Source organism: Pelosinus sp. UFO1 (assembly GCF_000725345.1).
Taxonomy (GTDB): Bacteria; Bacillota; Negativicutes; order DSM-13327; family DSM-13327; genus Pelosinus.
The window spans coordinates 1950359-1966074 of sequence record NZ_CP008852.1 but is presented as its reverse complement, the minus strand read 5'-3'; the positions used below and the strand labels follow the sequence as shown (position 1 = coordinate 1966074).

The 15716-nt window shown below is 37.7% G+C and carries 22 protein-coding genes; 8 read left to right on the top strand and 14 right to left on the bottom strand.

From position 1 onward, the window contains the following. Positions 1 to 3 precede the first annotated feature (3 nt). The 5 genes from UFO1_RS09050 to UFO1_RS25435 all read right to left on the bottom strand — a co-directional run bounded on the left by UFO1_RS09050 (position 4) and on the right by UFO1_RS25435 (position 2562). Positions 4 to 303 carry a DUF960 family protein gene (locus UFO1_RS09050; protein ID WP_038670116.1) on the bottom strand — a complete coding sequence of 100 codons (300 nt, stop codon included), beginning with the start codon at positions 301 to 303 and terminating at the stop codon, positions 4 to 6. A 92-nt stretch (positions 304 to 395) separates the two neighbouring features. After that, positions 396 to 629 (bottom strand): hypothetical protein, encoded by a 234-nt coding sequence (locus tag UFO1_RS09045; protein ID WP_038670115.1) that lies wholly within the window; start codon positions 627 to 629, stop codon positions 396 to 398. Between the two features lie 8 nt (positions 630 to 637). After that, the gene (gene dinB, locus UFO1_RS09040) at positions 638 to 1876 is read right to left on the bottom strand and encodes a DNA polymerase IV (protein WP_038670114.1); all 1239 of its coding nucleotides are present in this window, start codon (positions 1874 to 1876) and stop codon (positions 638 to 640) included. A 132-nt stretch (positions 1877 to 2008) separates the two neighbouring features. Then, complete coding sequence (locus UFO1_RS09035) at positions 2009 to 2266, bottom strand: GlsB/YeaQ/YmgE family stress response membrane protein (RefSeq protein ID WP_038670113.1); 258 nt, start codon at positions 2264 to 2266, stop codon at positions 2009 to 2011. A 119-nt stretch (positions 2267 to 2385) separates the two neighbouring features. Continuing rightward, complete coding sequence (locus tag UFO1_RS25435) at positions 2386 to 2562, bottom strand: hypothetical protein (RefSeq protein WP_173406216.1); 177 nt, start codon at positions 2560 to 2562, stop codon at positions 2386 to 2388. Between the two features lie 162 nt (positions 2563 to 2724). On the opposite strand from UFO1_RS25435, the gene UFO1_RS24400 reads away from it, so the two are divergent. Beyond that, a complete protein-coding gene (locus UFO1_RS24400; protein ID WP_071842000.1) occupies positions 2725 to 2949 on the top strand; it encodes a hypothetical protein in 225 nt (74 codons plus the stop codon). Positions 2950 to 3072: 123 nt separating this feature from the next. On the opposite strand, the gene UFO1_RS09030 is transcribed toward UFO1_RS24400, so the two are convergent. The 4 genes from UFO1_RS09030 to UFO1_RS09015 all read right to left on the bottom strand — a co-directional run bounded on the left by UFO1_RS09030 (position 3073) and on the right by UFO1_RS09015 (position 7929). After that, the gene (locus UFO1_RS09030) at positions 3073 to 4008 is read right to left on the bottom strand and encodes a carbohydrate kinase family protein (RefSeq protein ID WP_038670112.1); all 936 of its coding nucleotides are present in this window, start codon (positions 4006 to 4008) and stop codon (positions 3073 to 3075) included. A gap of 110 nt (positions 4009 to 4118) precedes the next feature. Then, a complete protein-coding gene (locus UFO1_RS09025; RefSeq protein WP_038670111.1) occupies positions 4119 to 5492 on the bottom strand; it encodes a PTS ascorbate transporter subunit IIC in 1374 nt (457 codons plus the stop codon). A 12-nt stretch (positions 5493 to 5504) separates the two neighbouring features. Continuing rightward, a complete protein-coding gene (locus tag UFO1_RS09020; RefSeq protein ID WP_038670110.1) occupies positions 5505 to 5789 on the bottom strand; it encodes a PTS sugar transporter subunit IIB in 285 nt (94 codons plus the stop codon). 7 nt (positions 5790 to 5796) lie between these two features. Further along, positions 5797 to 7929, bottom strand: a complete 2133-nt coding sequence (locus tag UFO1_RS09015) for a BglG family transcription antiterminator (RefSeq protein WP_084159802.1) — start codon at positions 7927 to 7929, stop codon at positions 5797 to 5799. A gap of 189 nt (positions 7930 to 8118) precedes the next feature. Between UFO1_RS09015 and UFO1_RS09010 the strand changes: the two genes are divergently transcribed. The 3 genes from UFO1_RS09010 to UFO1_RS09005 all read left to right on the top strand — a co-directional run bounded on the left by UFO1_RS09010 (position 8119) and on the right by UFO1_RS09005 (position 8965). Further along, complete coding sequence (locus UFO1_RS09010) at positions 8119 to 8310, top strand: hypothetical protein (protein ID WP_038670108.1); 192 nt, start codon at positions 8119 to 8121, stop codon at positions 8308 to 8310. Between the two features lie 105 nt (positions 8311 to 8415). After that, positions 8416 to 8538: a hypothetical protein gene (locus UFO1_RS25965; protein ID WP_256380538.1), complete on the top strand. Its 123-nt coding sequence runs from the start codon at positions 8416 to 8418 to the stop codon at positions 8536 to 8538. Positions 8539 to 8776: 238 nt separating this feature from the next. After that, positions 8777 to 8965: a hypothetical protein gene (locus UFO1_RS09005; RefSeq protein WP_038670107.1), complete on the top strand. Its 189-nt coding sequence runs from the start codon at positions 8777 to 8779 to the stop codon at positions 8963 to 8965. A gap of 265 nt (positions 8966 to 9230) precedes the next feature. Here UFO1_RS09005 and UFO1_RS25165 read toward each other — a convergent pair whose 3' ends face one another. Together UFO1_RS25165 and UFO1_RS09000 are read right to left on the bottom strand one after the other, a co-directional pair. Further along, positions 9231 to 9401 carry a hypothetical protein gene (locus tag UFO1_RS25165; RefSeq protein ID WP_158442787.1) on the bottom strand — a complete coding sequence of 57 codons (171 nt, stop codon included), beginning with the start codon at positions 9399 to 9401 and terminating at the stop codon, positions 9231 to 9233. Between the two features lie 221 nt (positions 9402 to 9622). Further along, the gene (locus tag UFO1_RS09000; RefSeq protein ID WP_038670106.1) at positions 9623 to 11326 is read right to left on the bottom strand and encodes a methyl-accepting chemotaxis protein; all 1704 of its coding nucleotides are present in this window, start codon (positions 11324 to 11326) and stop codon (positions 9623 to 9625) included. Between the two features lie 275 nt (positions 11327 to 11601). Here UFO1_RS09000 and UFO1_RS08995 point away from each other — a divergent pair, with 275 nt between their 5' ends. The 4 genes from UFO1_RS08995 to UFO1_RS08980 all read left to right on the top strand — a co-directional run bounded on the left by UFO1_RS08995 (position 11602) and on the right by UFO1_RS08980 (position 14040). Beyond that, a complete protein-coding gene (locus UFO1_RS08995; protein WP_038670105.1) occupies positions 11602 to 11967 on the top strand; it encodes a hypothetical protein in 366 nt (121 codons plus the stop codon). A gap of 10 nt (positions 11968 to 11977) precedes the next feature. Then, on the top strand, positions 11978 to 12481 hold the full coding sequence (locus UFO1_RS08990; RefSeq protein ID WP_038670104.1) for a PilW family protein: 504 nt from the start codon (positions 11978 to 11980) through the stop codon (positions 12479 to 12481). Then, entirely contained in the window at positions 12481 to 13608 is a 1128-nt protein-coding gene (locus UFO1_RS08985) for a hypothetical protein (RefSeq protein WP_038670103.1), read from the top strand. The genes UFO1_RS08990 and UFO1_RS08985 overlap by 1 nt, the downstream gene beginning before the upstream one ends. Positions 13609 to 13779: 171 nt before the next feature. Next, positions 13780 to 14040 (top strand): hypothetical protein, encoded by a 261-nt coding sequence (locus UFO1_RS08980; protein ID WP_038670102.1) that lies wholly within the window; start codon positions 13780 to 13782, stop codon positions 14038 to 14040. A 44-nt stretch (positions 14041 to 14084) separates the two neighbouring features. Here UFO1_RS08980 and UFO1_RS08975 read toward each other — a convergent pair whose 3' ends face one another. The 3 genes from UFO1_RS08975 to UFO1_RS08965 all read right to left on the bottom strand — a co-directional run bounded on the left by UFO1_RS08975 (position 14085) and on the right by UFO1_RS08965 (position 15715). Next, on the bottom strand, positions 14085 to 14261 hold the full coding sequence (locus UFO1_RS08975) for an aspartyl-phosphate phosphatase Spo0E family protein (protein ID WP_038670101.1): 177 nt from the start codon (positions 14259 to 14261) through the stop codon (positions 14085 to 14087). A gap of 60 nt (positions 14262 to 14321) precedes the next feature. Next, on the bottom strand, positions 14322 to 14606 hold the full coding sequence (locus UFO1_RS08970; RefSeq protein WP_038670100.1) for a hypothetical protein: 285 nt from the start codon (positions 14604 to 14606) through the stop codon (positions 14322 to 14324). Between the two features lie 74 nt (positions 14607 to 14680). Further along, the gene (locus UFO1_RS08965) at positions 14681 to 15715 is read right to left on the bottom strand and encodes a glycosyl hydrolase family 18 protein (protein WP_038670099.1); all 1035 of its coding nucleotides are present in this window, start codon (positions 15713 to 15715) and stop codon (positions 14681 to 14683) included. Between the last annotated feature and the right edge of the window lies 1 nt (position 15716).

The following is a 15716-nucleotide window of genomic DNA, read 5'->3' as shown; positions in this document are numbered from 1 at the left end:
TAATCACTTCTTTTCTGTTTTCATCATGACTGCACCCTCTTCACTATCGACTATCCATATGGTAGCATCAACTGGATGGTATATATTTTTATAATAAAAAGTCTCTGTTTTTCCTTCCTGAGAGTGAACTACCTTTTGATAAACCTCGCCACATGCAAATTCGACTGATAACTCAAATACTTGTACATGGTCAGCTTCAGTGCCTTCATTTTTCCAGCACTCAAATAAACTCCATAAAACCCTTTGTATATCTAGTCCAATATCAGCAAGCAATGAATCACTAGATTTTTCCTCATTACACATTAAACAACACCCCCATGTTCTAACATATGAAATGAAAAACAATTCTAGAATCTAAAACTCACGTAGACAGCCGGGATCATTTCCGGCTTGTTTTATTTCCGTTCTACAAACCACTTACCTTCATTAGAAAATAAATAAACTTGTTTATTATAGATCCGGCAAGTATACCGCATCCCTATGCCCCCGCCTTTGAGTGATGCAGCTTGCCGAACATCAAGCAGACGATCAATTTCAAAAATTCGTCCATCTTCCCACTTAATCGTTAAAGGACGAATTTTGCCATTAACGTCATGTTCCGCTGTGACTTGTACAAAAACTTTTCCCATTTTAGCACCTACCTAAAATATGATATTGGATGTATAACATGATCTTCCTTGGGATTGAAACCAGTAAGCTGTCTATCAAGTAACATAGCACAACGCTGGACACTATAATGTCCAAAACGTTTATGTAGATTATCTATAGTAAACTCCAAGTTTTCTGCATCCAACTGACTATTTTCAAATAAACCAAGCTGCACATGCCCCTCAGCTGTTACTAGATCACTCCCCCTAACTCCAAGACTACGAATTGGCTTATCCCATCGATAATTTGCTTGAAATAATTCCATCGCCCTTTTTGCTATCTCATTCGACAAAAACGTTGGATCGGGAACTTTGGCCTGTCTCTCAAAAGATAATAGTTCACTACTGCGTGCAGTGATAGAAACCGTTTTACATTTAAGACCGTGTTTTCGTAACCTAGCTGCCACACTCTCTGCCAGCACATAGATAATTAATTTAACATCTTGATTATTTACTAAATCTCTTGGCGTTGTCGTGCTGTTACCTACCGATTTGATAAGAGTTTCTTCCCCTACTTGCTTTACTGGAGCTGAATCAAGGCCGTTTGCGAAATGCCACAACGTCTCTCCCCAGACTCCTAACAATAGCTTTAAATCATTCCGATCCCGGTTGGCTAGTTCCCCAATGGTATATATAGCGCGATTTGCAAGTTTACGTCTAGTCGCGCGACCAACATATAAAAGTTCGCCAACTGGCAGGGGCCACACAACCTGCTGAAAATTTTCTTCTGCAATAACCGTTGTAGCATTTGGTTTTTTTAGATCACTGCCAAGCTTAGCAAAGATTTTATTCCATGATACGCCGACAGATCCTGTAAGTCCAAGCTCATCCTGTAAGCGCTGCCTAATTTGATTTGCAATAGCAAAGCCAGAACCGAATATTTTTTCTGTACCAGAAACATCAAGCCAAGCTTCGTCGACTCCAAATGATTCAACTTGGTCTGTATAATCTGCGTATATTTTTCTCGCCATTCTAGAAAACTGCAGATATTTAGCAAAATCTGCTCGTACCATTACTAATTCTGGGCACTTTTGCTTTGCTTCCCAATTTGCCTCACCGGTTTTGATTCCTAGGGCCTTGGCAGGGTAGTTTTTTGCCAAAACTATGCCATGACGTGCCTCAATATCACCGCATACAATAACAGGTTTGCTGCGTATTTCAGGCCTATACAAACACTCTACACTGGCATAAAAATTATTAAGATCTACGTGTAAGATGGTGCGCTTCATCTATCTTACCTCTCTTTTTAAATCGAACATATGTTCTAAAGTATTATAGAATTAGGAAATATAAAAAGCAAGTAACAATTATTGGCAATAAAAAAAGCCACCCACCCGTAGGTAGATGGTTAAAAAGAAAATTCATTTTTTCTTCTGTGCGGGGGCTGCTACGTTAAACATCCGTATAACCCATAAAAGTATAATGGCCCCTACAGTAGCTGAAATTATTGATCCGATTGTACCATATGCGCCGATGCCCAAAAGATTAAAGGCAAAACTACCAATAAAAGAACCTACAACACCTGTTACCAAATCACCCCAAAGACCAAAACCTCCACCTCTGGAAATCATGCCAGCTAGCCATCCAGAGATCAATCCAATTAATAAAAACCATAACATTTTAATCGCCTCCTTATAAATAGCGTTCCCAATAATCCTATTTTAATTTGGCATAAATTTTAAAATAGAAAAAGCCATCACCTAATGAAAGGTGGGATGACTAGTATTTTCTACTATTCTTAATATTTTGTAAGAAGTTTAGCACCAATTATAATTCCCGAAACCTTGACCAAGTCCATACTTGAAACCATAATTGTAGTCAGGTTTGAAGTCATTTCTGAAGATATGACCAAATCCATGCCTGAAACCAAAACTACAACCATAGCCGAAGCCATAACCGAGTCTTCCAAACTCATTCCCAACCACCTCAAATAATCTTTTACTACATACTATGTAATTAAGCCGAAAAAGATCACCATAAGATTATGTAAAGAACACTATAGCCGGAAAATATAAAAGCAAATAACATTTTCTTATAATCTTATAACAAATGCGGAACATTAATCAGAGGTGTTAACATGAAATGTCCGATGTGCGGTATAAACACTACATTTGATTTTTCCCATTGTCCTCATTGCGGGTATAAAATGCCTTTAGCAACTGAACAACCATTACCAAATTGGAGAAAATTACCGGGTTTTCGTTCTAAGACGCCATGGAAAATACTAGTTGCTATAGTTATTTATATCTGGATATTACTTGCAATGATTGCATCCTTATTTAGTGGTTTGGTTCTCTCTTAAAAGCATAGCGCAAATTCGGCCGGGTATACTTTCATAAAAGTGCAAATATAAAAATTAACCCTCCTTGGATTTTTCTCCAAAGGGGGTTAATTCTTACCGTGGATTTAGGAGCATGTCATATACTTAACTCTTATAGCTTAATAAAAATTTCTCAACGGTTTCCAACGAAGGCAATCCCTTTCTTCCGCCAAAGGATTGGGTATTAAGGGCAGCAACTGCACTAGCAAACTCGGATGTTTTTTTCAATGACATGTTTTGGATTAATCCATATAAGAATGCCCCATGGTAACTATCGCCACATCCTGTTGTATCTACTACATTTTCGATCTTAAAGGCAGGTTGACGAAAGCTACCGATGTCATTGCTAAAAACCCAGCTGCCGTTTACTCCATCTGTAATTACGACAAGCTCTGGACCGTTTTTCAGCAACATTTCCCCAGCATGTTCAATTGAAGTACCGTTAGCATAGGCAAGGGCAAAATCCTTGGCGACAATACAAATATCTACCTTTGGCACAATAAGCCGCATACCAAGGTGATATCGGTTTGCCCCACCATCAAATGATACTTTGACTCCTGCTTTTTTCGCAATATCAATGGCCTGCAGACTCGCATCTAAATGCCGACCATTGATATGCAGTACTTTAGCTGTTTGTATTACCGAGGAATACTTTAAAATATCTTTTAGCTCTGGAGCCGATCCGGGATGATAAATGATTGCTCTTATTCCCGTGCTTTTTTGCACCAATATATTGGCTACGGAAGAAGAATGTTCTGGGAAAACTTCTATACAATCTGTGCTAACATTATACTTTTTAAAATCTTGTAAAATTAGCGAACCACTCCAATCCCCTCCCAGATTATCAATCATAACCGTATTAGCACCTAACTTCGCCAAAGTCACCATTGCTGTAGCAACTGGGCCGCCGCCATCAAGAACCATAGTTACGGCTTTTTGCACTTCTCTAGTCGTCGGAAATGTATCAACCACGGTAAACATGTCCAGCGTTGAGACTCCGATTCCTACCACATCTACTATTTTAGTAACTTCATCAGACATATTTTTCATTCTTTCCTTTACTTATTTTTGAGAGAAGTAGCGTGCGATTCTCCTAGAATGCACGCCTTCCCACTTACCAATTTGAGCTAGTAATGAACTCAAGAGATTCATTAACCTTGCACATTATTTATCGCATGAGTTTTTGTTTTAATAAAGTTTGGAATCAGTAAAACAATAAGCAAAATCGCTACAATGACATAAATCCCTGCTGGGCCTATCGCATTAGATGCCTTACCTAACAAAATACCCAAGAAGCCAAAATCAGCATCACCGAAGGTAGTATTTTGAAAGCCTAATTGTCCAAGGACAGGAAGCAGAAATGCAGGTAGAAAAGTAATGGCTAAACCGTTTACAAAAGCCCCTAATGCAGCTCCCCTCCTACCGCCTGTAGCATTACCGTAAATCCCAGCGGTTGCACCGCAAAAGAAATGTGGAACAAGCCCTGGTATAATAAGCACGCCTCCAGCAATACCTAACAGCAACATGCCTATAACTCCGCCAATAAAGGAGCTAATAAAGCCAATTACTACTGCTGTTGGAGCATAGGTGAAAAATACAGCACAATCCACTGCAGGAATGGCATTGGGTATTATCTTTGTCGCAATTCCTTGGAAAGCAGGGATTAAATCACCAAGGATCATTCTGACCCCAGCATACACTATGGTAACGCCAACAGCAAATTTCAGTGCCGCCATGATAGCAAATAAGAAAGGTGACATCTCACCAGCTAAAGTTGCTACAAAGCTCGGCCCTGCAGCAAAGGCTGCAATTAAGTAAAATACCATCATTGTAAGTGCCGTGGATATGGTGGTATCTCTAAGAAATCCCCATTGCTCGGGAATTTGTATTTTCTCTGTACTTTCTTCTGCCTTCCCAGCGAATTTACCAACCCATGCGGATAAATAATAGCCTAAACTACCGAAATGTCCCATGGCAATCTCATCACCATCGGTCACTTTTAATGTATATTTTTGCCCAATCGCTGGTGATATGGCACTCCATGCCCCGAGAATAAAACCGCCAATAAGGATCAGCTCGATCCCCTTCATCCCCGAAGCACCTAAAACTGCCGAGAGAAGACAAGCCATAAAGAAACTATGATGCCCAGTTAAAAATACATATTTGTATTTGGTAAATCTTGCAATCATAAGATTAATAACCAATCCAGCCAACAGAATCGACATGGTTTCAATACCCAGTACTTTTTGTGCTACAGAAACAATCGCTTCATTGTTAGGAACTACACCGGTAATATGAAAACCTTCTTCAATCATTTTCCCTAGAGGGTTCAAATTGGCAACGATAAAATCCGCACCTGCCCCCAACATCAGATAACCCAATATTGGCTTTAAGGTCCCTGTCATGACTTTGAACATAGGCCTTTTTAACGCAACCAGCCCGATCAGCGCCATGATCCCCATTAATAAGGCGGGTTGTTTTAGAACGTCTCGAAAAAATTCTAGAATGATAGTCAATGTGGACATAAATCATACCCCCTACATTTTACTTTCATGTAATCTCAAAAGAATTTCAAGAATGTCTTCTTCAATTTTTTTCTTGTTTATGTAACTTCGCACCACCGCTACTTCACGCCCCTCGAATTGAGAGGCCAGTTCTTTTACCGTGATAATCAGGTCTGTCTTTTTTCCTTGTGCCGAATTAAAATCAGCCGATTCCACAGAAACTTTGATATGATGGTCTTCACAGATTTCATCAATTTTCATTTTTAACATAATACTGCTGCCAATCCCATTTCCACATACAGTTAAAATCGTAAGCATGATACGATCATTCCTCCGCTCTCGTTTTGCTACTGATATATGTTATAAGTTCTTCTTTACTGCTAGCTTCATCTGCCATTCTTTTAAAATCATCGTCGTCTAGTAGTTGCATTAACTCCGCTAAAGCCTTTAAATGAGTAATATTATCTACGGCACATAAGAAGATCGCTACACTAACAGGATCATTTTCCTTGCTCCCAAAGTTCACTGGATTTTTTAGGGTAAGCAATGCCATTCCCACTTTTTTGGCACCATCTTCCGGCCTTGCATGAGGCATGGCAATCCCTTTCGCTATAACAATATACGCCCCCATTTTCTTTACTGTATTGACCATGGCATCCACATACCTGTGTTCAATCAAATCATGAGCCTCTAAAATTTTTCCACCAGCATAAATCACTTCCTCCCAATTCTTTGCTTCAACCTTTAACTCTATCATATTTGCTGTCAATAACTCTCTCAACAATGGTTGTACAACTCCCTTCTGCCCCACTATAATGTCCGCTTTTAAAATCTTTGCCAGCCCTAAAAGTAACGCATCATAATTTTTTATGTCGCAGTGCTCTTCAATCAGTTTAACCGTTTCCACAAATACATTCTTTGGCTGAAAGTGATATTGTGTCAAATATTTCTTTAAATTCTCGATATCTTTGTCTAGAAGCAATGGATTCACCTGTACCCACGGAACTAAGTCAAACTTCACTGGCAGTGTCGTAACGATCAGATCCACTTGCTGATACTTGAGAACTTGACTTACTTGACGGTAAGCAATTGTGTCCACGATATTTACATTAAACAATTGTAACAATCTAGAAGATAACAACCTTGCAGTACCTACTCCTGTACTGCAAACCACTAGAATTTTCTTCTCTACCTCGTTCTTAGGCTTCAATTTTTCTAAAGCTGCCCCAAAGTGCAAGGTAAAATAACCGATCTCTTCATCATCAAATAGCTTTCCGACGTGACATTCCACGGGAGACATACTATTCTTTACAATGTTAAACAAATAATAGTATCTGTTTTTAATCTCCTCAAGTACCGGATTTTTTAACTTTAAACCATTTTTCAATCTGTATATTGCAGGTCGTAAATGCTCAAGCAAACCGCTAAATAATTGATCATCATGAATCAAAGATTCTTGCTCAAGATTTTCGCTTACTTCACCTAGAATTTTTCCTGTTAATATTTGTAGAGTTGCCCAATCTTCACTTGATGAAGGATTGGCAACATATACGGTGCTGCCTAGCAAATGAATCGTAATATAGCCGATTTCATCATAAGGAATTTCAATTTCAAATTCTTTCTCTAATCTACTGGCGATATAAGAGGCTGCAGCAAATTCCTTCGTTGTTTCATAGTTTTTGAGTTCTTGGTAAGACATCACAATATCTCTACCAAGCTTTAGCCTTTTAATGGCGATTGCTATATGGACGACCAAGCTATAAAAAGCTTCATCAGAGAATGTAGTTTCTAATTGTTTCTCCGCCTCAATCAAACAATCCTCAATCACTTGTATACTTGTATTGGAGAACATCGTAGCAATTTCCGATTGAGAAAATAAATTCAATCTTTTTAAACTAGGCAACATTTCTTTACTTAGTATCCCCTGGCTTTCTGAGCTTTTCATCAAAAGCTCAATGGATGCTCGTCGAAGATATTTTTCTTCACCCGTAATTTTTATCCCGTGATTCGTTGAGGAAAGTAGCGTTAAATGCTTGCTTTTCAGTAACTCTCTGACTTTATTCAAATCTTTGACTACTGTACTGCGGCTGCTATGTAGTTTTTCTGCAAAATCATCAATGGTTATATAGTCTTGCTGCTGGAGCAAAATAGCCAAGATACTATCAACTCTCTCTTCTTGAGAAGCATAATGATAAACTTCCACTTCTTGCAGTTTTTCCATTATTGTCTTCACTATTTCTGGGGAAGCAGCATAGGAAATTCCTGCATTTTGTTTGCGAATGAATTGGGGAAACTTATTATCTTTCAGATACTCATCCATTTTATCCAGCTTATAGCGGACTTGCCGTGAAGTACTATGCAAAGCTTCTGCCAATGCAGAAATCTTTACAGGCTTATTGCTACTCGTGATTCTTTCAAACAATTGGGCTGACATTTCATTAGGCCTAATGAATATCACCTCTTTTCGTCTTCATTATATAACGTAAAAAGCTACTTATAAAAGAGTAAGATTTGTCTTACTAAATGTGACAAAATAAACCTAATCAGCTCTCACTTTGAGAGCCTTTCTTGCTTTAATCACTCTTATTTACCATCGATCATATTATGTATAGATAATGTTTCTATTTCATTGGGAGGGATACTTAATATGGACAATCGTAAATGGGAAGAGCCAGAAATTGAAGATTGGGAAAGCAGATCCAATGATGAGCGCCAAGCCCTCTTAGCGTTAGGCCTCGCGTTAGGTTTAGGCTTAGGCTTCGGTTTTGCTTGTTCTCCTCGTAGATTTTGTAGCCCTAGAAAATATTGCTGGCCTAGACAGGGTTGCTGGCCAGTCTAGCTTCTTATCGTTTTTTTACAGAAAAAGCTTTCGGGCTTTTTCTTTTTATTTCGATTTGACACATGTAATAAAAAACTTCGGGAAAACTAATCGTGAGGTGATAGTATGGGTGAAAAGCATCCTGACCGCACTAATGAGTGGGATAAACAGCAAGAAGTATTAAAAAAAATATATACTGGAACCACACCTCCTAATAAAACAAAAGAGGATAAAAAAGCGACTCATTAGACGGTATAGGCATTTTTCCATGAATTATTACAAAAAAGCAGGCCAAATAGCCTGCTTTTTTGCTTTAATGGTTACCCCGTAATTATTGCAACTTTATTCCATGAAAAATTCCCTTGTTATAGTGCATATATCACTATTTGGCCTTCACGTTTAACAGTTTGCTCTTAATTACTAAGTAGGCGTCAAAATATAGCATAGAAATAGCTAGAATCCATAGACTAATTCTGAGGTGATAAATATGACTTATAGAGATAATGGCTCCTATCTTAAATTTCCGGACAACATTAAAACAAGTAACAAACCTAACCTAATGTTAGTCAATAAAGAAATGGATGCAGCCATCATGAATGACAAAAAGAAATTACTCTTACGAGATGATCCCGCAGTTACATCAAACCAAAACGTTTATGATTCTTTATCTGAGTAAGTTAGTAAGCTTCCCCACTTCCGCATTAACGGCCATCAAGTAAGTGGATCACTTTAAGTCACGCCTCCTGGTCCTGTGGATAACCCTGTTGGTAACGCATGTATTTTGTGGATATCTTTACCATATTTGTAATTAATATGTCATTTTTCATCTTCAAAAGCAACCTTTACTGCGACTTACATTAAATTGTGATCTCCCACAATTCTATTCGTCGGGGAATTTCTTTTAGTCCAGAACGTAATAATAAAATAGAGGCTATTAAGCCTCAGTTAAGTACCCTTATTTTTTCACCGTCGTAAAACAGCTTATCTGTGCTTTCCACTTCGAATTCCTGCACATCAATGTCCTTGGGTTTTTCTCGTAAACACTGTAACACATGTACTTGAAACCCATGTGCTGGGTCGTAATAGGTGTCAATATAAGCATACACTTTCACACACTCACCTCTGATATAGTATATGAATGTTTATATTTATATACTCATAAAAAATAAGCACGACTAAGCTAGGCTTACAATCTTAAATAACATTGTAAGTCTATTTCATTTACAAGTAATAAACAAAACTCCTGCAAGGTTGATTATACCTTCGCAGGAGCTTGTTATTTATTACTATTAATAGCTTTTTTTAGACACTTTAGTCACAGGATACAAGACTTTTAAAGCTTGAATTCCTGAACTGCAGTCTGAAGATTCTCTGCTAGCTTTGCAAGGGATTCGCTGGAAGCAGCGATTTCTTCCATAGAGGCGGATTGTTCCTCCGCTGCTGCTGATACTGTTTGGGTTTGGCCAGCAGTTTCTTTACTCACCTCATTTATCTCATACATCGCATCGACGACCTGCTGACTTCCCCCCGCCATTTGCTGAGTAGATGCCGAAATATTTTGGATCTGATTAGTTACCTGGTTGACCAACGATACTATTTGATCAAATGACGAGCCTGCAAAATTAACTATTTCAGTGCCCGATTTGACTTCACGAGTTCCTTCATTGATAGACTGTACAGCGTTATCGGTTTCATCCTGTATTTCACTAATAAGAGTAGCAATTTGTTTCGCAGCTCTTTGCGATTGCTCAGCCAGCTTTCGCACTTCTTCCGCCACTACTGCAAACCCTCTTCCCTGTTCACCAGCACGAGCCGCTTCAATTGCTGCATTTAGTGACAATAAGTTAGTCTGCCCTGCAATGGCGGAAATGGTCTCAACTATCTGACCAATTTCTTTGGATCGCTCACCTAGTTTGGTGACTACCATCGCTGAATTAGTTACAGATTTTTCGATACTTGTCATCTGCACTATGGCATTGCCTATAGCTAAAGCACCTTCTTTTGCAGCTGCCTCTGCTTTTTGAGATGCGTGGGCCACTTCAGTGGTATTGGAGGCAATTTTCTGTGCGTTTTCTGACATTTCCTCGACAAATACCGAACCTTTAGCAACTACCTCTGTCTGATGGTGCGCACCGCTGGCGACGCTCATGATGGAGGTTGCTACCTGGGTAGCAGCTTGAGCTGACTGCTCAGCATTTGCAGTTAACTCTTCTGATAAGGCAGCTACTTGGTGTGTCGATTGAGCTACTGTATTAACAAGAGTTCTCAGACTCTTAACAGTTCTATTAATAGCTAAACTTATTTCGCCTATCTCGTCATTGCTTTTAATATGTATTTCCGCTATCCCAAGATTTCCAGATGCAACTTCCCGTAGTGCCTCCACGTCAATCCGAAGACGAGTAGCTATTTCCCTGGCAAGTAACAGCGCTATCGTTGAACTCAATATAAAACTGATAATAAAGATTAAGCCGGCACTCCACTTAGCTTTTGAACTTGCTGCCAATGAGCTATCCCAGTCTCGTTTTGTAATAACGTCAATATCTGCATTCATTTTCTCATGGACTTCACGGGCTTTTGCAAATAAGGCTTTCCCCTCTCCAAGACGCTTTCGGGCTTCTTCCAGTTTACCCGATTTAACTAAGTTGATCTGACTATCAAAGTAATTGTGAATCGCATCTATCGCGGGTATAGCTTCTTCTTTGATAATTTTGTTCATACCTGGATGTTTGGTGAGGTAGGGTTCCAGATTTTTTAGTGAGACGGCGATGTTTTTACGGCCATTGTTAAACGCCCCTAAAAAGTTTTCGTCACCATTGCTCGCAATATACCCACGCACTCCAGTCTCCTGATTGAGAAGGTCCATAAACACTTGCTCTGTTATTCTGCCCATAGGAATGGCATCTTCTACAATATAATCTGTTGCTTGTGTCATCTCTCCTAAACAAAAGAACGTAATTCCCATACTAATTACCATCATGATTAAAACCAAAACAAATCCCAAAAGAATCTTTGTGCGAACTTTTGCATTTTTAAACATATTATCCACCTCTTTCTATTTAAATGCTATAATTCGACATTTTTCCCTATTTACCCTTCAATAAATGGCAACGGACAATTTTATTGAATTTTTATTTATTTTAATTTCCATGCAGGAATATAATGTTATTTATGGTAATTATATGTATGACATTAATTACAAAGATGGTAGTAAAAAATATCGAAAAATGAACATTTACTGAAATCTTTTTCGCTCTTTAATCGGTTCCTCATTTGACTGGCAGAAAAATACACAAAATAAGGATGAAATAGTAAATGAAAAAACTATTTATGTCAGAAAAAGGCTGGATATTTATTGATTCAATACTCGGTATTGTTATCCTTGTAGTTGCTATCTTGGCATTAGCTGGCACATATATAATGTCGGCAAAATCAAATACATACGCTAAAAATTACGGTCAGGCATTGGCTATTGCCCAACAGTATGCAGAAAACCATAAGGTAAGCGATTCTACATTCACCACAGAAACACATGGAATTTTCACAGTAAAGCCAATCATTAACGTTGCCACCAACGACAATTTAGGAAAAAGTATCACCCCTGTTGAAATTGTAGTAGATTGGCATGAACAAAGTGGCGATAAGCATATCAGCATTGTAAATTACTACTATGCAAATTAGGTGGCAGTAAATGAATTTTAAAAATAATAAAGGATATACACTAATAGGGCTTATTATTGGTATGGCAATTTTTAGTATTATAGCGTCTGGTATGTTAGAACTCTTTATAGCTTCAAATAGAATTTATCAAAATACCATACACCAAGCTGAAGTAATACCAATTATAAATACAACTCTATCGCTAATTTCAGAGGAATTAAAGTTTTCTACCATAACAAATTTATCTGGAAACAAGAAAAAAATAGACTATACATATAACGTTTATGAAAATATAGGGGCACAAATGAAGCTTACTGAAGAGCCTCGATGTATCTATTTTGACGACAGTACTAAAAAAATTGTATTTACTCGGAATGCCGTTGTGGCAAATATTATAAATTCGCAAAACATCCAGAATGTGAGTTTTGAACAAGTAGGTACTACCAAGAATTATATAGTGAGAATACTATTCAATTCATCTGGTAAAGATGACGATATTACTATCACCAGTAACATTATGACAGGTGGAATATAATGATTAATAATCAACGTGGCAGCGTCATTGTAATGGGCTTAGTGTTTATGATTTTTATGGGAATTATCGTATCAGGATTAACCTTTGCAACTGAAACCAATGTAAAACTAATGACTAAAAACAAAAATGCGTTAGAAGCACAATATGCTGCCGAATCTGGGGCTGTGCGTGCAAAAAGCGGCATTTTAAGCGGGAGTAGTGACTGGTCATGGCTCAATACCTCTATATCGGTGGCTACTGATGAAAATAAAACATATAATGTGACAATTATCCCAACAATTCAAGATAATGCTTCCGCTGAGCAAAATAAAACATACACAATTATATCTACTGGAATTGTTAATGGTCTTAGAAAGGCAGTAACAATAAAGGTCTCCAAGTCACTTTTCCCTTATGCAGTATATAACGGCGGAAATAAATTAACTGTAAACCAAGGTTTCCATATCATATATAACGGGCAAATAGACCAAGAGGGCATGCTTTCAACTCAAGCAAATATAAATCAAATTAACAATAATGCTCATTTTCCTTTGATATATAAGTCTATGGAGATACCAAAGATGCCAGTCGATACAAATAACGGTTCTTATAATAAATTTCCTTCGCTATTAACCCCTTTAAAATCAACTCTCAACCTTACAAAAGGTACCTATTATATGCCTGATGGTATAAATAATAACGGCAATAGTATTATTGCATCAGGTGGTGGCGATGTTGTTATTTTTGCTCACGGCGGAGGTAATTTAGGTGGTAATAGTTCCACTAATCCTGCACTTTTAAAAACCGATGCGACAACAACTCTTACACTTATTACAGATCAAGGATTCAATATAAATAGTAACGTAAACCTTATAGGAAACATTAAGATATTCTCACACCAAGGGATACAGATTAACAGTGGAACAGGTACCCCTCCACCTACTAATTACGTACAAATAATGTCAGATCAAGACATAACTATCAATTCCAATGTTGTGCTAAATAAAGCCGTTGTCATTGCCGGACAAGATTTATCTATAAATAGCGGTGTCGTAATAACTGGTTGTATTATTGCAGGTAGATTTTTAACGCTTAACGGTGGTACAATTTACTATGATCCTAATGTCCTGTCGAATTGGGGGCAATAAACCTAAATATAATTAAACAAATAACTCCTTAAGCAATTAGCTTAAGGGGTTTTCCTTATTACCATGAATCAAGTAACTTATTTATAATTTCCAACCCTTTACTTTCGTATCGGTACAAAATCCAATCTGATGAATATATTAGAAGTATCAATGAAGGCGGAGGCGAAACTGATGAATTGCCATAAAAACCATGATTGTTTAGCCACTTGTGGTGTTTTGAATCTTGAAGAATTAGAGAAAAAGGCGAATAGGGCAATTGAATTTCCCCAATTAGCCCCGCTCACTGGTAATGCTATTGCATTATTCACTATGTTTGTATTACAAGAAATAATTGAGCAACAGGCAGTTAACCCAGTTGCCAATTTCTCTAATATTATTGAACTTTCAAATAGCATTGCTTCTTTAAACAGCAGTATAAAGACGATTCAATAGCACTACACGCCTCATTTGATTTTAATAAAAAAAGAAAGAGCCTTTTATGGCTCTAACTTACATTTTTTTGTTAATAACCGCTCATATTCATTTAACATCTTGTTAAGCTCTTGACTCGCTTTCACGACTTCAGGATCAGTAAGACATTTCCCTTTCGCTTGTCCATGTAATCGAGTACGTAATTCTTCAATTATCTGCTCGATTTTTTGTACCTCATCCATTTACACCACCTCATATGTAGTGTAACCAAAAATCGTACAAGAAAAGCGTCCCATAGGACGCTATTTTTCTATGCATGGAGTTCTGTGTATTTGAACACCCTTGTTTTTCTTCAGCCAGTCATGTAGAAGATTCATTGCTCTTTCACTTTCATCCTCATCTACCTCTAAATGCAAATGATACAAGTTCTCTTCGGAACCACTCCTAACAGACATGTGAACACTATCGACATTGTCAAAAGTCTTTTCGCTAATAATGTTTTCTTTAGAAAAATACGCTTTTAAATCTTCTTTTATTTTTTCCTTTTTGCCCTTCACATAGATAGCCGCATAAACTTTAGCAGACACAAAGATCACTCCCTTTACCATTTTTATAAGCATTTCGGTAAAAGGTAATATTATCCTGCAAGGTATAAGTTTACTTATAGTATTTTGTTAATGTCTACATTGCCGCCAAAACGCCATAAGCTGATGCTATTTTCCCCTTGTTCCTTAGCGATAGCGATCCAGTAATTTAGAGTTTTCACATCAGCATACCAGACTTGATATGTAACCCCCATATCTTTATACTCAAACACTACGCATTGGCTCTCTTCATCCCTTTTGGTTTCAACACCATATGTCACTGCAAGGGTTTTTGCTTCTACTTCCGTCAAAAATCTTTTTTCACCATTGTCACCCCATAGGCAACCGCCCGTTGAAAATGCTACTGTTTTTTCACCAGGCAAAGCTTCCATCCTTTTCAACATTTTTTGAATAAATTCCTTATTGGCCTTCGGCCCTGGAGCACTATGCAATCCGTAAAGATTATAAAGCATAACTACATATTCTGGTCCTTTGGAAAATTCGGCGGAAGAGAAAGGGGCACTTGGTTCCAGTACAAGCCTTAGTTTTAAATTATTTTTCAGGGCTGCTTCATAAAGTTTATCTGTAAATTTCAAGAAGGACTGTCCGACTTTTTCGTCTTTCCATATTTTTTCATAGTCAATTTCAATGCCATCATATCCGCCTTGCAAAGTCAACGCAATGATTTCATCAATATGTTTCTCCATAGACGTCTCATCCAAAAATAGCCTGCGAAGAACTTCTATATCTTTCACTACAACCGATCCATCAAGATTTTGCTTGTCATTGACAAAAGTAAGATACGTCTCATATTTTTCTTTCTTCTTTTTTAGTTCCATTCTTTTATCACTAAGTTCTTTTGGTATGAATAGGCAATCGTTTTTGTCAAAATATGCGCCAAAATAAGAGAGTTTATTCAGTTTATCTCCGATCTTTTCTAAATCCTTTTCCCCGGCATCTAAATCCCAGTAAGCTAACCATGCCGCTCTTTTCGTTGGTTCTTTTGCCACTGCATTTACAGCAGATTGACTACTATAATTACAGCCTATTAAGATAAGAAAGACAGATGCAACTATAGTTGCTTTTAAAAATTTACAAAATATGCTGCCCACC

Bases quoted from the DNA above. Each gene is read 5' to 3' on its own strand.
- UFO1_RS09005 (WP_038670107.1), top strand. From the start codon at position 8,777: ATGACTTATAGAGATAATGGCTCCTATCTTAAATTTCCGGACAACATT.
- UFO1_RS08990 (WP_038670104.1), top strand. From the start codon at position 11,978: ATGAATTTTAAAAATAATAAAGGATATACACTAATAGGGCTTATTATT.
- UFO1_RS09030 (WP_038670112.1), bottom strand. From the start codon at position 4,008: ATGTCTGATGAAGTTACTAAAATAGTAGATGTGGTAGGAATCGGAGTC.
- UFO1_RS25435 (WP_173406216.1), bottom strand. From the start codon at position 2,562: ATGAGTTTGGAAGACTCGGTTATGGCTTCGGCTATGGTTGTAGTTTTG.
- UFO1_RS09035 (WP_038670113.1), bottom strand. From the start codon at position 2,266: ATGTTATGGTTTTTATTAATTGGATTGATCTCTGGATGGCTAGCTGGC.
- UFO1_RS08975 (WP_038670101.1), bottom strand. From the start codon at position 14,261: ATGGATGAGGTACAAAAAATCGAGCAGATAATTGAAGAATTACGTACT.
- UFO1_RS08980 (WP_038670102.1), top strand. From the start codon at position 13,780: ATGAATTGCCATAAAAACCATGATTGTTTAGCCACTTGTGGTGTTTTG.
- UFO1_RS09010 (WP_038670108.1), top strand. From the start codon at position 8,119: ATGGACAATCGTAAATGGGAAGAGCCAGAAATTGAAGATTGGGAAAGC.
- UFO1_RS09045 (WP_038670115.1), bottom strand. From the start codon at position 629: ATGGGAAAAGTTTTTGTACAAGTCACAGCGGAACATGACGTTAATGGC.
- UFO1_RS09050 (WP_038670116.1), bottom strand. From the start codon at position 303: ATGTGTAATGAGGAAAAATCTAGTGATTCATTGCTTGCTGATATTGGA.
- UFO1_RS08985 (WP_038670103.1), top strand. From the start codon at position 12,481: ATGATTAATAATCAACGTGGCAGCGTCATTGTAATGGGCTTAGTGTTT.
- UFO1_RS09020 (WP_038670110.1), bottom strand. From the start codon at position 5,789: ATGCTTACGATTTTAACTGTATGTGGAAATGGGATTGGCAGCAGTATT.
- UFO1_RS09025 (WP_038670111.1), bottom strand. From the start codon at position 5,492: ATGTCCACATTGACTATCATTCTAGAATTTTTTCGAGACGTTCTAAAA.
- UFO1_RS08995 (WP_038670105.1), top strand. From the start codon at position 11,602: ATGAAAAAACTATTTATGTCAGAAAAAGGCTGGATATTTATTGATTCA.
- UFO1_RS09000 (WP_038670106.1), bottom strand. From the start codon at position 11,326: ATGTTTAAAAATGCAAAAGTTCGCACAAAGATTCTTTTGGGATTTGTT.
- UFO1_RS24400 (WP_071842000.1), top strand. From the start codon at position 2,725: ATGAAATGTCCGATGTGCGGTATAAACACTACATTTGATTTTTCCCAT.
- UFO1_RS25965 (WP_256380538.1), top strand. From the start codon at position 8,416: ATGGGTGAAAAGCATCCTGACCGCACTAATGAGTGGGATAAACAGCAA.
- dinB (WP_038670114.1), bottom strand. From the start codon at position 1,876: ATGAAGCGCACCATCTTACACGTAGATCTTAATAATTTTTATGCCAGT.